Consider the following 14,028-nt stretch of genomic DNA (forward strand, 5'->3'; position numbering starts at 1 on the left):
CAGAAATGATCACCGTTGACAACGTCACGGTTGCCATCGGAGAGAAGAAGCTTCTCGACGGCGTCACCATGTCCGCAGCCGCGGGTGAGGTGCTCGGCCTCATCGGCCCCAACGGTGCCGGAAAATCCACACTGCTCGCGGTTCTCACCGGTGACAGGGACAGGATCGCGGGTGAGGTCAGGATAGGTGGTTTCGACCCGGCCACGGCCTCTCCACTTCACATGGCGCAGCTGCGGGCCGTGATGCTCCAGGATGTCTCGGTCGCGTTCTCCTTCCTCGTCTGGGACGTGGTGGAGATGGGGCGCCGACCCTGGGAGAAGACCTCCGATCCCGAGACCGACCGCGCGGTGATCGAGGTCGCCCTCGAAGCCACCGGCGTCTCCCATCTTGCGGAGCGCGAGATCACCACCCTCTCCGGCGGTGAGAAGGCGAGGGTCGCGCTGTCCCGGGTGCTCGCCCAGCAGACCCCCGTAGTGCTTCTCGACGAACCGACCGCAGCCATGGACATCGGCCACCAGGAACAGACCCTGGGGATCGCCCGTGCGCTGGCGCGCAGCGGTGCGGCCGTGATCGTCGTCATGCACGACCTCAATGCCGCGGCGGCCTACTGTGACCGCGTGGTCTGTCTTGAGAGGGGACGGGTGGTTGCCCAGGGGACGGTGGATGAGGTGTACACCTCCGAGATTCTCAGTGGGGTCTACGGCTGGCCGATCAGGGTCGAACGCCACCGGGACGAGAGCAATAGAAAAAGTGTGCGAGTTATACCGCAAAGAGCGACGCCTGATATCTCTAGCTTGGGATTTCTCAGTGCTAACAGCGGAATTTGAGCGGTTTGTTTCGAACTTTTGATTGCATTGGGAAGCATCTCACCGTGTATACGCAGTGAATTTAGGAAAGGCTACCCTATAGCGGGGGTGCGATCAGTCCTTTTTGGAGTTTCTTAAGTTAGCATTACCTTCACCGGCGAACTGCAGATTTCGTATCGCCTGAATGACAACTTCCGAAACTCAAGAATTGGGGATAGATATGGCGCTTTTCTCGTCTCGTGGATGGGCAATGGCCGTCGGCGTCGCTGTGGCGGCATCTGCACTTGTAGTACCAACCGCATCCGCCCAGGCGGATGGGACCTGTAAGAATGTGAAGACCACCACCACCGGTACCGCCAATTGGAATGTGAAGGAATCCTTCAACAACTACCTTGAGGGTCCCATCGCAAACGGTACCGCCTATCAGTACAAGGGTGGCATCCAGGTACGGGATGGAGTCCAGACCTCCGGGACCAAAAGCGGCCGAACCTTCTCCTGGCCGGTCAATTCCTCCTCGACTGATGTGACCGCCGGCGTGGTGGAGCACAAGGGTGGCGTCCACTGGACCGGCCACAATCACTACAAGGGTGAGGATGCCACCCAGGTTGATGACAATTTCATCCTGGACCTAGACTTCTCCAATATCGTGGTAGACGTCGAGGGTAACACCGGGACCCTGGCCGTGGACTACAAGTCCCGCGAGTTCATCAACACCGAGACCGTCGGCAAGTTCCTCAGCGGAAAGCGCGCCGAGCTTGCGCAGATCACCTTCGATTCCACTCCTGATCTCACGCAGCCCACGGTCTCCGTGAAGGGAAAGACCAAACTCACCGGCGCAGGCGTCGCAGTGTTCGGCAACTTCTACGGTCAAGGCGATCCTCTGGCGGACATCACCCTCAATCTCACCAACACCGAGGAGTGCCTCGACGCACCGCCGACGACCCCGAAGCCCACCACCCCCAAGCCCTCGACCCCGGGTTCCTCAGCTCCGGGCTCCAGCACCCCGGGCTCCAGCACCCCGGGCTCAAGCACGGACCCCAAGCCGAGCACGGACCCCAAGCCGAGCACCCCCGGTTCCAGCGACCTGTCGGAGCTGACGGGGATTGTCAACTCCTTCCTCAACGTCGGAACCCTGGTCGGGCTGGGCGGACTGCTCGCTGCGGTCTTCGGTTACATCATCCAGAGCGTGCAGAACTGGAACAAGTAGCCACCGGCTGATTCGGGCATCACTAACACTGCTCCCCGCGAGCTGGGTATCCCATCAGGGAAAACCAGCCTGCGGGGAGAATTTGTTCCACGCTTTGGATGGGATGTCTACGCCGCCGGCTCCAGCGTGCGGACATTGATATTCTGACCGGTCAGGTCGATCTTCAGTCCGTTGTCCAGGACTTCGATGCCCGCCACCTGCAGGCCACCGGCGACCTGATCCACGGAGCTCTGAAGACCCTCGGTGAGCGCCGCGGAGACTTCCTCGGGAAGTCCGATACCGAAGAGCTGGGATTCCAGCACCTCGAAGGAGACCTGGCCGTTGTCAACGGTGGGGCGAAGTGTCAGCCCGGCCGCTCCGCCGGTGAACTCGACCTCAACGGCCCCCGCCGCGGGATCCGAGGTCACATCCGTGATCTGGATGAGCTCCTGGAGGAGTTGCTGTGCAAAATCGGTGCTCTCTCCCCCGCCCATCTGGGTCGACATCTCCCTCTGCACCGTGGCCAGAATGAAATCATCGGTGGCGAAGGTGGTGATGTCCATGCTCCTTGCCGTGGGATTCTCCGTATCGCTGATGTTCAGGCCCTTGAGGGTGACGGTGGCCTGCGGTGTTCCCAGAATCTCGGGTGTCTGGCCGGCACCGCCGGGGTAGGTGATGGACAGGGTTTCGGGAGTGTTCACCGTCACCTCTCCGATGCTGTTCCTCGCGATGCCGAGCAGCAGGGGAGTCGGTCCGAAGGAAATGGAGGGTTCCTCTTCCACCGTGACACCCTGTTCGGCGACCTGGTCGGCGAACTGCGCCTTCAGTCTGTTGCCGATGAACCAGCGCAGTCCGAACTCGGCGATGAGCAGGAACAGGAGGATCACCGCGATGACGATGATCAGAACTTTGGAAATAGCGGATCCCTTTGATTTAGCCACGCCCTCCAGTCTCCCTCATCGGCTGCCGCGGGCAAAGCCAGCGCGCTGCACAATCCGGTAACAACTTCTTAGCAGTCGGGTGCGACGGTTTCCCAGGGAACGGTGAGCAGGGCGTCCCGGCTGCGTCCGCGTGCCACATGAACCGGCCAACCCTGGTCGATCATCATCGCGCGCGCCTTCTCCCAGCGCACGCGCGGGCCGTAGGGTTCCCAGCCCGCGGCATGATCCCAGGCGCGGTCGGCGGCGCCGAGGAGGGTGTGGATTCTCTCCCCGGGGACGTTGCGGTGGATGAGGACCTTGGGAAGCCGCTCGGCGACATCCGAGGGTTGTGGGACATCCGAGGGCTGCCACGCCAGGGTCAGCGTGCGGGGGCCGGAGGCATCGAGAAGGATCCAGCTGCAGCGCCGCCCCAGCTCATCGCAGGTGCCCTCGATGAACACCCCGCCGGGCGCAAGCCGGGAGATGACGGTGGCCCAGGCGTCCTCGACCTGCCCGACGTCATATTGGCGGAGCACGTTGAAGGCGCGGACCAGATGCGGGGTGTGGCCCGCGAGCTCGAAGCCACCCAGTTCGAAGGTCACGCCGTGTTGTGCGGGCAGCACCCGCTCCGGATTGATCTCCAGTCCAACGACCCGGGCGTCGACACGCATCCGGTGCAGCCACGGCCCCCATTCCGCGGTGGTGGTGTGGCTGGCGCCGTAGCCGAGATCGAGTGCCAGGGGGTGCGCTGCCCGCGCCATCAGTTCACGGATGCGGGGGTGGTGGAAGCACCAGCGGTCAAACCGTCTGAGACGGTTGACCCCGGTGGTGCCCCGGGTGATCACGCCAATCGGCTTTGCTGTGCGACCGAACTCGGCGCGCAGGTTGTGCGCGTGATCAACCATTGATGCGCTAGATGTTCTCGGAGATCCACTTCTCGGTCAGCGCGCCCTCGTTGGTGAAGAGCTCACCCAGCGCCTCGGCGACCTTGGGCTCGATGGCCGGACCCATGAAGGGGATGTTCACGGAGACCTCGTTGCTGTAGGACAGGGTGGAGGTGGCATCATCGCCGGAGAGCGCGATGGTGCCGTTGAAATCGACCGGGGTTCCCTTGACATCGGCGGTGTAATCGATCTGTGCGTTGTTTCCGTCGAGTGCCCCGATGGTGAGAACGCGCTTGACCTTGAGCGCCTGGCTGATCATTGCGCGCACGGCCTCGGGGAGGATCTCCAGCGGAAGAACCTCGAAGAGGGTGGCCACAGCGGTGCCGTCATTATGGGAGAAGTCGTTGACCTCGCCGGGCTCGGGGCTCAGATTCGCCACGATATAGGACCAGTAGTCGGGGTTGTTGAAGGCCTCGTGGACCTTCGCCGCGGGCTGGTTGATCGTTACTGTGTTGTCATTGCGCGTTGCCATGCCGTTAAGACTACCGTTAGTGGGGTGTTGGATTCACCGCTGACCCAGAAACTTGCCGCCATTGACGGTGTTGAGCTTGATCGCGAGGTCACCTTCGCCGGACTGACAACCCTCCACGTCGGAGGGAAACCCCTGCTCGCACTGCGTTGCTCCACACGCACCGCGGTGGTCGAGGCGGTGCGGCTTCTCGACGCCCACACCTGCCCCCTGCTCATCGTCGGCGGGGGTTCCAACCTCGTCGTCGCCGATGGCGATATCCCGGTGGTGGCCGTGGTCATCGAAGCCGATGATGTCTCCCTCAATCTCGCCAGCGGCGTTGTCACGGCGGAGGCCGGGGCGGAATGGGATGATGTGGTCTCCCTCGCCGTCGCGGCGGGGATGGGTGGGATCGAGTGCCTCTCGGGCATCCCCGGTTCGGCGGGGGCCACCCCGGTGCAAAACGTCGGGGCCTATGGAACCGAGGTCTCCGATGTCCTTCTGCGCGTCGAGCTTCTCGACCGTGCCTCCGGTGAGGTGTCCTGGGAGCCGGCGGCATCGCTTGATCTGGCCTACCGATACTCGAATCTGAAATTCACCGAACGTGCCGTCGTCCTGGCCGTTGAGCTGCAGTTGTCCACGGATGGGATGTCCGCTCCGCTTCGTTTCGGCGAGCTCGCCCGACGTCTCGCGGTGTCCGAGGGGGAGGACGCCGCAGGTGAGGTGCGCCGCCCGTGCGGGCTGGTGCGCGAGACGGTCCTGGAACTGCGACGCGCCAAGGGCATGGTGGTCGAGGCCGCCGATCACGATACCTGGTCCGCCGGCTCCTTCTTCACCAACCCGGTGGTCCCGACGTCGCATGCGGATGAGGTAGAGGCCGTCGCGGGTTCCCCGATGCCCCGCTACGGCGCGGGGGAGGGCAGGGAGAAGCTCTCCGCAGCGTGGCTGATCGAGCGTGCGGGCTTTGCCAGGGGATTCCCGGGAGGCGGCGCGCCGGCTGCCCTGTCCTCCAAGCACACCCTCGCACTGACCAACCGCGGTGAGGCCACCGCCACCGACGTGGTGGAACTGGCCAGGCGGATCAGGGACGGCGTTTTCGCACGATTCGGGGTGCGGCTGGTTCCCGAGCCGGTGTGGGTGGGGGTGGCACTGGATCCGGAGGATTCCGGTGACCGGGACTGAGCCACTCCGCTCCCGCAGGACAGGCTCCACGTTTGAAGGGCCCTCCCCCGTGATGGCCCTGCACGGATCCCTCGAACACCGTGGGCGGCGGTGGCCTCCCACCGGCGAGGACCGAAACTACCTGCCCAACTTGTTCAGCAGCTCCTCCTGCACCTCGCGGCGCCGGATCTTGCCCATCTGGTCCCGGGGCAGTTCCTCGAAGTGGTAGAAGGTCCGCGGGACCTTGTACCTGGTGAGGTTCTCGCGGGCGAAGTCCTTGAGGCCCTCGGGATCGAGCGCGGCACCTTCGACGAGAGTGATGGCGGCGACCACGTTCTCGGAGCCGTCCTCACGGGGAATGCCGACGACCGCGGCGTCCTCGATTTCCGGGTGGGCGGTGAGAACCTCTTCGACCTCCGCCGGGTAGACGTTGAATCCGCCGGTTATGATGACCTCCTTGATCCGGGCCACCAGGCGGATGAAACCATCCTCCTCCATGATTCCGACATCTCCGGTGCGGTACCAGCCCTTGTGGAAGGACTTCTCCGTCGCCTCCGGGTGGTTGAGGTAGCCGGTGAACACCTGGGGACCCTTGACCAGCACCTCGCCCTCGGTGCCATCCGGCTGGGTCTCATCGAGGTTATCGGGGTTGGCGATGCGCACGAGGGTATCCGGGAAGGGGATTCCGACATAGCCGGGACGGCGATCGCCGTTCATGGGGTTGCCCACGATGATCGGGGAGGTCTCGGTCAGTCCGTAGCCCTCGACAAGGCGTCCACCGGTGTGGCTCTCCCAGCGCTCGACCGTGCGCACCGGAAGGGTGGAGGCGCCGGAGAAGGAGTTGCGGATGCCCTTGATATCGATGCCCTGGGAATCGGAGGCATCGACGATCTTCTCGTAGAGGGTGGGCACGCCCGGCAGGAAGGAGGGCGTGTGCTTCTTCATGATGTCCATGATCAGGTCGATTCGGGGGGTGGGCAGCAGCACCATCTCCCCGCCGATGAACACCGAGAGCGTGCAGACCATGGTCAGCCCGTAGGCGTGGAACATCGGCAGTGCCCCGAGCAGGCGCTCGGGCTTGTCACCGAGCTGCGGAACCCAGTGCTTGCCCTGCAGGATGTTGGCGAAGAGATTGCCGTGGGATAGTTGTGCGCCCTTGGGCTTGCCCGTGGTGCCGGAGGTGTAGAGGATCAGTGCGATTGAATCCTTGTCGACCGTCGACTCGGAGGTGATGTCCTCACCCTCGCCGCCCAGCGCGGAGCCGGTGAGAACCTCCCAGGGCACCGTGTTCGGAGCCGCGCCGGAGAGTGATTCCCGGCTCTTCCGCAGCGCGGGAATGGGCAGTTTCAGGGCGAAACGCTGGATTGCGGGCATGGCGTGGATCATGTTCACCGAGACGATGGTCTCCAGCGAGGTGGTGCCGCGCAGCTTCTCCAGGGTGGAGGCCGCCTTGTCCCATGCGATGACCACGCGCGCCCCGTGATCCTGGAAGGGGCCCTCCAGTTCATGGGCGGTGTAGAGGGGGTTGTGCTCGATGGCGGTGGCGCCGAGCTTGAGCACGGCGTAGAAGGCCGCGATGTGCTGGGGGCAGTTGGGCAGTGCGATGGCCACACGGTCACCCGCGCGAACTCCCAGCGCGCGCAGGCCGGCCGCGGCGCGACGGACATCCTTGTCCAGGTCGGCGTAGCTCTGCGTCCGACCGAAGAAATAGGTGGCCGGCTTCTCCGCATTGATGGCGAGGTTGTTGTCGTAGACATCGAGCAAGGTGGTGTCACCATAGTCCAGCGTGTGCGGTGTCCATTCCGCGTAGTGCTCAAGCCAGGCCCTGGTCTCGTATGCCGACATGATGTCCCTTCAATTGAGTTCTGTGATGCTCTCCACAATCACTTTTGTGTCCGAGTATAACGAGTAGTCTGGCCTGCTGTTTAAGATGGCCTCATGCGCGTTGCGATGATCTCCATGCACACCTCGCCCCTGCAGCAGCCGGGAACCGGCGACTCGGGTGGAATGAATGTCTACATTCTCTCCACCGCGACGGAACTGGCCAGGCAGGGGGTGCAGGTGGACATCTACACCAGGGCCACGCGCCCCTCCCAGGGGGAGATCGTCCACGTGGCCCCGAACCTGCGGGTGATCAACATCATCGCCGGCCCCTATGAGGGGCTGGCCAAGGAGGAGCTGCCGACCCAGCTGGCCGCCTTCTCCGGTGGCGTGATGCTCTTCGCGCGCCGGGAGCATGTGGAATACGACCTCATCCACTCCCACTACTGGCTGTCCGGTCAGGTCGGTTGGCTGTTGCGCGATCTGTGGCGGATCCCGCTGGTCCACACCGCGCACACCCTGGCCGCGGTGAAGAACTTCTACCGTTCCGAGGAGGACTCCCCGGAATCGGAGGCGCGCCGGATCTGTGAGCAGCAGCTCGTTGATATCGCCGATGCGCTGGCGGTGAACACCCCGGAGGAGGCCAGGGACCTGGAGCACCACTATGACGCCGATCCCGAGAGCATCACGGTGGTCTCGCCCGGCGCCAATGTCGATCTCTACACGCCCGGAAATGACCGCGCCACGGAACGCTCGCGACGTGAACTCGGGGTTCCGCTGCACGCGAAGGTCATAGCTTTCGTGGGCAGGCTCCAGCCCTTCAAGGGGCCGCAGGTCCTGATCCGGGCGGTGGCGGAGCTGTGCCGCCGTGATCCGCAGCGCAACCTGCGGGTGCTTATCTGTGGTGGCCCCTCGGGGCCGAGCGCAACCCCCGAAACCTACCGCACCCTGGCCTGTGAGATGGGCGTCGAGAAGCGGATCCGTTTCCTTGAACCGCGGCCGCCGGAGGAGCTGGTCTCCGTCTACCGCGCCGCCGATATCGTCGCGGTGCCCAGTTTCAACGAGTCCTTCGGGCTTGTCGCCATGGAGGCGCAGGCCACCGGGACCCCGGTGGTCGCCGCGCGGGTGGGGGGTCTGCCGATCGCGGTGGCGGAGGGGGAGACGGGACTGCTTGTCGACGGCCACGACCCCGTGACCTGGGCGGACGCGCTGGCTGCACTGCTTGACGACGACGCCACCCGCAGCCGCATGGGACAGGATGCCGTGTTCCACGCCCGCGCTTTCTCCTGGGCCGCCACCGCGGCCCAGCTGTCCTCGCTCTACTCGGAGGTGGTCGCCACCGAGGTCTCGCCGTCGACCCCGCGTCAGGCGCGGGGAGCCCGCGACACCGCGTGGTAGGAGAAACTCCATCGTTCGGCGAGCATCCGTGCGTACAAAGTGGCAAACTGAAAGGCATGACAAACGGAAAACTGATTCTTCTTCGTCACGGTCAGAGTGAGTGGAACGCATCAAACCAGTTCACCGGCTGGGTTGACGTGGACCTCACCGAAAAGGGCGAGGCCGAGGCCAAGCGGGGCGGTGAGCTGCTCGTGGAGTCCGGGGTCCTCCCCGAGGTCGTCTACACCTCCCTCCTGCGTCGTGCCATCCGCACCGCGAACATCTCCCTGAACGCCGCGGATCGCCACTGGATCCCCGTCGTGCGCGACTGGCGCCTCAACGAGCGCCACTACGGTGCGCTGCAGGGTCTCAACAAGGCGGAGACCAAGGACAAGTACGGTGAGGAGCAGTTCATGGAATGGCGCCGCTCCTACAACACCCCGCCGCCCGAGCTCGCCGATGACGCCGAGTACTCCCAGGCCCATGATCCGCGGTACGCCAATCTCGAACAGGTCCCGCGTACCGAGTGCCTGAAGGACGTCGTCGAGCGTTTCGTCCCCTACTTCGAGGAGGAGATCCTTCCCCGCGCCAAGAGGGGTGAGATCGTCCTGATCGCCGCCCACGGTAACTCCCTGCGCGCTCTGGTCAAGCACCTGGATGGAATCTCCGACGAGGATATCGCCGGCCTGAACATCCCCACCGGCATCCCGCTGGTCTACGAGATCACCCCTGAAGGTGGCGTGGTCAACCCCGGCGGCACCTACCTCGATCCCGAGGCGGCGGCGGCGGGTGCCGCAGCCGTGGCCAATCAGGGTAGTAAGTAGTTTCCACACAGTTTGAGCACATTCCTCGCATTCCTGGTGGGCGTGGCCGTAACCGGCCTCGCCCTACCCGCCTATGGGTGGGTGAAGGAACGTCTGCGCCGGCACCGTTCGGCGCAGACGTTGTCGGAGAATCAGGTCACCACCGTCGGCCAGGTGCTCCACCTGGCCATCCAGGGCTCACCGACCGGAATCACGGTGATCGACCGTACCGGCGAGGTGGTCCTGTCCAACAGCAGGGCCCACGAACTCGGCATCGTCCACGAGCGCACTGTCAACGCCCAGGTCAGACGCGTTGCGCAGGAGGCCTTCGATGACCAGGAGACCCACGCGGTTGATATCACCTCGCAGGTTTCGGCACGCAAGCCCGGCAACCGCATCACCGCGGTGCAGGCAGTGGTCAAACCTCTGACCCTCATCGATGACCGTTTCGTCATCGTCTACGCCTCCGATGAGTCCGAGAATGTGCGCATGGAATCCGCGCGCCGGGACTTCGTGGCCAACGTCTCCCATGAACTGAAGACCCCCGTCGGGGGCATGGCGCTGCTCGCGGAGGCACTGGTGGAATCCGCCGATGATCCCGAGCAGGTCCGTTACTTCGGCGAGCGTCTGCGCCGTGAGGCCCACCGGTTGGCGGACATGATCAATGAGCTGATCTCCCTGTCCAAGCTCCAGGGTGCGGAACGCCTGCCGGACATGGAACCGATCCGGGTCGATGATCTCATCGACGAGGCGATCGAGCGCAACCAGCTGGCCGCGGACAATGCCAACATCACCCTGGTCAGGGGAGACCGGACCAATGTCTGGGTCGATGCCGAGAGGTCGCTGCTCGTTACCGCCCTGGCGAACCTGATCAGCAACGCCATCAACTACTCGCCGAAATCCGTTCCGGTCTCGGTATCCCAGAAGGTCACCAATGACGTGGTCCTGATCAGGGTGACAGACCGCGGTATCGGCATCGCTCCGGAGGATCAGGAAAGGGTCTTTGAGCGCTTCTTCCGCGTGGATAAGGCGCGATCGAGGCAAACGGGCGGAACCGGCCTCGGACTGGCTATTGTTAAGCATGTGATGGCCAATCACGGTGGCAGCATCAGTCTGTGGTCCCGCCCGGGTGTGGGATCGACCTTCACGCTTGAACTGCCGGTTCACCATCCCGAGTCCGCTGCCCCCGCCGTTTCCCCCGAATCGCGCAAGGGGCCGGCACTGGACTCACAACTTCGTTCGACCGCGTCCCGGGTAGCCGGACGCCGAAAGGAAAAGACATGACGACGATCCTGATTGTCGAAGATGAGGAATCGCTGGCCGATCCGCTGGCCTTCCTTCTGCGCAAGGAGGGGTTCGACACCGTCATCGCGGGGGACGGCCCCACGGCTCTCGTCGAGTTCGAACGCAATGACATCGATATCGTGCTCCTTGACCTCATGCTGCCGGGAATGTCCGGCACCGATGTGTGCAAGCAGCTGCGCAACACCTCCTCGGTACCCGTGATCATGGTGACCGCGCGCGACTCCGAGATTGACAAGGTCGTCGGCCTCGAACTCGGCGCCGACGATTACGTGACCAAGCCCTATTCATCACGGGAACTGATCGCGCGCATCCGGGCGGTGCTGCGGCGCCAGGGCTCGGAGTCGGAGTCCGATGAGCTTTCCGACGACCAGATCCTCGAGGGCGGGCGGGTTCGCATGGATGTAGAGAGCCACACCGTCACCGTCGACGGGGAGCCGGTGAGCATGCCGCTGAAGGAGTTCGATCTCCTGGAGTACCTGCTGCGCAACTCCGGTCGGGTGCTCACCCGCGGCCAGTTGATCGACCGCATCTGGGGGGCCGACTACGTCGGTGACACCAAGACGCTCGACGTGCACGTCAAGAGGCTCCGCTCGAAGATCGAGGCGGAGCCCTCCCGCCCGCGGTATCTGGTGACCGTCCGCGGACTCGGATACAAGTTCGAGTTGTAGGCCCCCGGGGGTCCTCAGTCCGCGATCGCCTCGAGCGGATTGGTCCTCCCCGCCCGTCGCGCCGGGAAATAGGCGGCCGTGGAACCGATGACGACGCTGGCGATGAGCATCAGGCCTATCTGCGTCCAGGGGATCTCCACCGGCGCCATGCCGCGGCTGCGTAGCGCACTCACCACGGCCCAGCCCACAATCGTGCCGCCGAGGATGCCCATGATCGCCCCGTGAATGGAGATCACGACGGATTCCAGGGTGACCATCAACTGGATCTGGGAGCGCTGCACACCGGTTGCGCGGAGGACCCCGAGCTCCCTCGTCCGTTCGCTCAGTGAAAGCACCAGTGTATTGACGATTCCGAGGACCGCGATGATCACCGCCAGGGCGAGCAGCCCGTAGACGATTCCGAGCAGCTGATTGATCTGGGTGCCCAGCCCGCCACGGAATTCATCCTTCGACTTGACCTGGACGATCAGGAACTCCGCCACGGCCGAGGTCAGTTCGGATCTCATTGCCTCCTCACTCTGCGTCCCATCGGTGTTGATGAAAACCTGCGAGCGGTGGAAATCGCCCTCGCTGGTGATCACCCGCTGCGCGGCGGACATGGTGACAACGAGATGGCCCAGCAGGCCGGTTTCCGCGTATATCCCGGTGACCGGAACCACGATGCCGTCACCTGTGCCGTAGGGGCTCACGGTGACCAGATCGCCGACCTTGAGATCGGACTGGCTGGCATAGGTGGTGGAGATCATGACACCGGGCTGGTCACCGGCGGGTGCCGATCCCTGCCGGATGGCTACGTCGAGGAAGTCGGCGAGATCGCCATCGAAGACCGTGGTGGATTCATTGTCCCAGCCGTCCACGGCCATACTGACCGTCATCAGCGTTCCCACCTCGGTGACCCCCGGGGTGTCCGCGGCCCGTTTGGCCACTGCGGGTGACAGGGAGAGTGAGCGCGAACCGTCCGAGGGCTGTCCCGGAATGGTGGTGCCGCCGATGGAATCGAGGACGAAGGGGGCGAGGACCGAGGATTCCACCGTACTGAACACACTCGCCCTGGTTGTTGCCCCGATGACGCCGACGCACGACACCAGGCCGACGCTCAGTGTCACGGCGAGCGCGGTTGTCGCCGAACGACGCGGATTCCTCAGAACGTTTCGCCGCGCCAGGCGCCCGATGGCGCGGAAGGGCAGGCAGACGATGACCCCGATGGTCCCGGAGGCGACCCGGATCAACGGTGCCCCGGCCAGTGCCAGCCCGAGGAACCCCAGCACCGTACCCGCGCCCACCATGCCAAGGCGGGTCTCGGAGGGCAGCTCACTGCCATTGATGGCGGATACGAGAGCTCCGGCGACGCTGACACTGGTCCCCAGCGTCAGCAGCACCGATGCCACGATGTAACGGGCACGGGAGAGCACACCGGATCTGGCGTCCGCGTCGGAGAAGGACTGGACGGGGGGCAGCATCCCGGCGCGGCGGGCGGGATCAAGGGCACTGAGGACCGTGGAGGCGATGGCAAAGATGATGGGCAGGATGAAGGACCCGGGTGTCAGCGCCATTTCAATGGAGGACAGTTCACTGCCACGGTGGTTGAGCACGGCAACGAGCGCGAGCACCACCCCGAACCCCACGGCGACGCCTCCGAGCGCACCGATGATCGAAATCACCGCTGCCTCCATGACCACGGAGAACCCGATCTGGAAGGAGGACGCCCCGAGGCTGCGCAGGAGAGCGAACTCGCTGGTCCGCCGCGCCACGATCATGGCGAAGGTGTTGGCGATGATGAAGGCACCCACCACGAGCGCGATACCGGCGAAGGCGATCAGGATATAGGTGATGAATTCCAGCTGGCGGACGGAGTCCCCGGTGGTCCTTTCGATGATCTGTTCCGGAAGCAGTGGTGTCAGGGTGGGGAACTGCTGGCCGATCCGGTTGCGGACACTCATCGGATCCACGCCGTCCCGAACCGCGATGACCACCTGGGAGGCGTTTCTGCCGTCGGTGAACAGCTCGAGGTAGCGCTCCTCGGTGAATCCCACACCGATCCAGCCAGCGACATCGGAGTCCGCCCTGAAGATTCCGCTGACCGAAACGGTGATCCTCTCGGTCGGGGTGATCACAGTGACCTCGTCGCCGGGGGAGATCCCTCCCCGTCTGGCGGCGGACTCATTGATGATCACTTCACCGTCGTCGTGGGGGGAGCTGCCCTTGATGATCTGCGGCTCCGGCCTGACCCAGTCCCCGGACGGGTACATGGAGAAGGGGTGCGCCCCGGAGGAACCAGCCTGCAGCGGCTGCCCGGAGGGGTCGGTGAGGATCAGGGCGGACAGTCCCGCCTTCTGGGTTCCGGAAGGCGTTCCCGGGCCGTCGCCGACGATGTTGACGGCACGGATGTCGGGGGAGCGCTGGAGCTGTTCCACGACGGCGAGGGGGACGCCGTCCAGATTGGACTGTGATCCGACCACGCCCACATCCACCCCGGCCACCCCGGCGTCGGTGATGGAGACGAAGGATCTCTCCAGTGAGTTGGTCAGCAACAGGGAGCCGCAGAGAAACGCGGTGCCGAGGACCACGGACAGCAGGGTGAGCAGCATG

12 protein-coding genes are annotated in these 14,028 nt (G+C 64.4%); 7 read left to right on the forward strand and 5 right to left on the reverse strand.

Annotation, left to right across the window (positions count from 1 at the left end):
* Positions 1–5: 5 nt before the first annotated feature.
* Positions 6–827, forward strand: coding sequence for a heme ABC transporter ATP-binding protein (locus B7E02_RS03815; RefSeq protein WP_080793241.1), 822 nt, complete (start codon positions 6–8; stop codon positions 825–827).
* 310 nt (positions 828–1,137) lie between these two features.
* Entirely contained in the window at positions 1,138–2,013 is an 876-nt protein-coding gene (locus tag B7E02_RS03820) for an HtaA domain-containing protein (protein WP_245802155.1), read from the forward strand.
* A gap of 107 nt (positions 2,014–2,120) precedes the next feature.
* Here the strand turns inward: B7E02_RS03820 and B7E02_RS03825 are convergent, their stop codons facing one another.
* From B7E02_RS03825 to B7E02_RS03835, 3 genes are all read right to left on the reverse strand, one after another.
* The gene (locus tag B7E02_RS03825) at positions 2,121–2,933 is read right to left on the reverse strand and encodes an LmeA family phospholipid-binding protein (RefSeq protein ID WP_080793245.1); all 813 of its coding nucleotides are present in this window, start codon (positions 2,931–2,933) and stop codon (positions 2,121–2,123) included.
* A gap of 68 nt (positions 2,934–3,001) precedes the next feature.
* Complete coding sequence (locus tag B7E02_RS03830) at positions 3,002–3,817, reverse strand: class I SAM-dependent methyltransferase (protein WP_080793246.1); 816 nt, start codon at positions 3,815–3,817, stop codon at positions 3,002–3,004.
* A 7-nt stretch (positions 3,818–3,824) separates the two neighbouring features.
* Complete coding sequence (locus B7E02_RS03835) at positions 3,825–4,328, reverse strand: DUF2505 domain-containing protein (RefSeq protein WP_080793248.1); 504 nt, start codon at positions 4,326–4,328, stop codon at positions 3,825–3,827.
* A 24-nt stretch (positions 4,329–4,352) separates the two neighbouring features.
* Between B7E02_RS03835 and B7E02_RS03840 the strand changes: the two genes are divergently transcribed.
* Complete coding sequence (locus B7E02_RS03840; protein ID WP_080793250.1) at positions 4,353–5,486, forward strand: UDP-N-acetylmuramate dehydrogenase; 1,134 nt, start codon at positions 4,353–4,355, stop codon at positions 5,484–5,486.
* Between the two features lie 117 nt (positions 5,487–5,603).
* Here B7E02_RS03840 and B7E02_RS03845 read toward each other — a convergent pair whose 3' ends face one another.
* Positions 5,604–7,310 (reverse strand): long-chain-fatty-acid--CoA ligase, encoded by a 1,707-nt coding sequence (locus tag B7E02_RS03845; RefSeq protein ID WP_080793252.1) that lies wholly within the window; start codon positions 7,308–7,310, stop codon positions 5,604–5,606.
* A 93-nt stretch (positions 7,311–7,403) separates the two neighbouring features.
* Here B7E02_RS03845 and mshA point away from each other — a divergent pair, with 93 nt between their 5' ends.
* From mshA to B7E02_RS03865, 4 genes are read left to right on the forward strand one after another with little or no spacing between them, the layout of a single operon-like run.
* Positions 7,404–8,684 carry a D-inositol-3-phosphate glycosyltransferase gene (gene mshA, locus B7E02_RS03850; protein WP_080793253.1) on the forward strand — a complete coding sequence of 427 codons (1,281 nt, stop codon included), beginning with the start codon at positions 7,404–7,406 and terminating at the stop codon, positions 8,682–8,684.
* A 56-nt stretch (positions 8,685–8,740) separates the two neighbouring features.
* Positions 8,741–9,487 (forward strand): phosphoglyceromutase, encoded by a 747-nt coding sequence (locus tag B7E02_RS03855; RefSeq protein WP_080793255.1) that lies wholly within the window; start codon positions 8,741–8,743, stop codon positions 9,485–9,487.
* A gap of 12 nt (positions 9,488–9,499) precedes the next feature.
* Positions 9,500–10,750 (forward strand): sensor histidine kinase, encoded by a 1,251-nt coding sequence (locus B7E02_RS03860; RefSeq protein WP_080793257.1) that lies wholly within the window; start codon positions 9,500–9,502, stop codon positions 10,748–10,750.
* Entirely contained in the window at positions 10,747–11,439 is a 693-nt protein-coding gene (locus B7E02_RS03865; protein ID WP_080793259.1) for a response regulator transcription factor, read from the forward strand. The genes B7E02_RS03860 and B7E02_RS03865 overlap by 4 nt, the downstream gene beginning before the upstream one ends.
* A gap of 14 nt (positions 11,440–11,453) precedes the next feature.
* Here B7E02_RS03865 and B7E02_RS03870 read toward each other — a convergent pair whose 3' ends face one another.
* On the reverse strand, positions 11,454–14,027 hold the full coding sequence (locus B7E02_RS03870; RefSeq protein ID WP_080794416.1) for an ABC transporter permease: 2,574 nt from the start codon (positions 14,025–14,027) through the stop codon (positions 11,454–11,456).
* Between the last annotated feature and the right edge of the window lies 1 nt (position 14,028).

The sequence above is a fragment of the Corynebacterium pacaense genome, from assembly GCF_900169525.1.
GTDB classification, from domain to species: Bacteria; Actinomycetota; Actinomycetes; order Mycobacteriales; family Mycobacteriaceae; genus Corynebacterium; species Corynebacterium pacaense.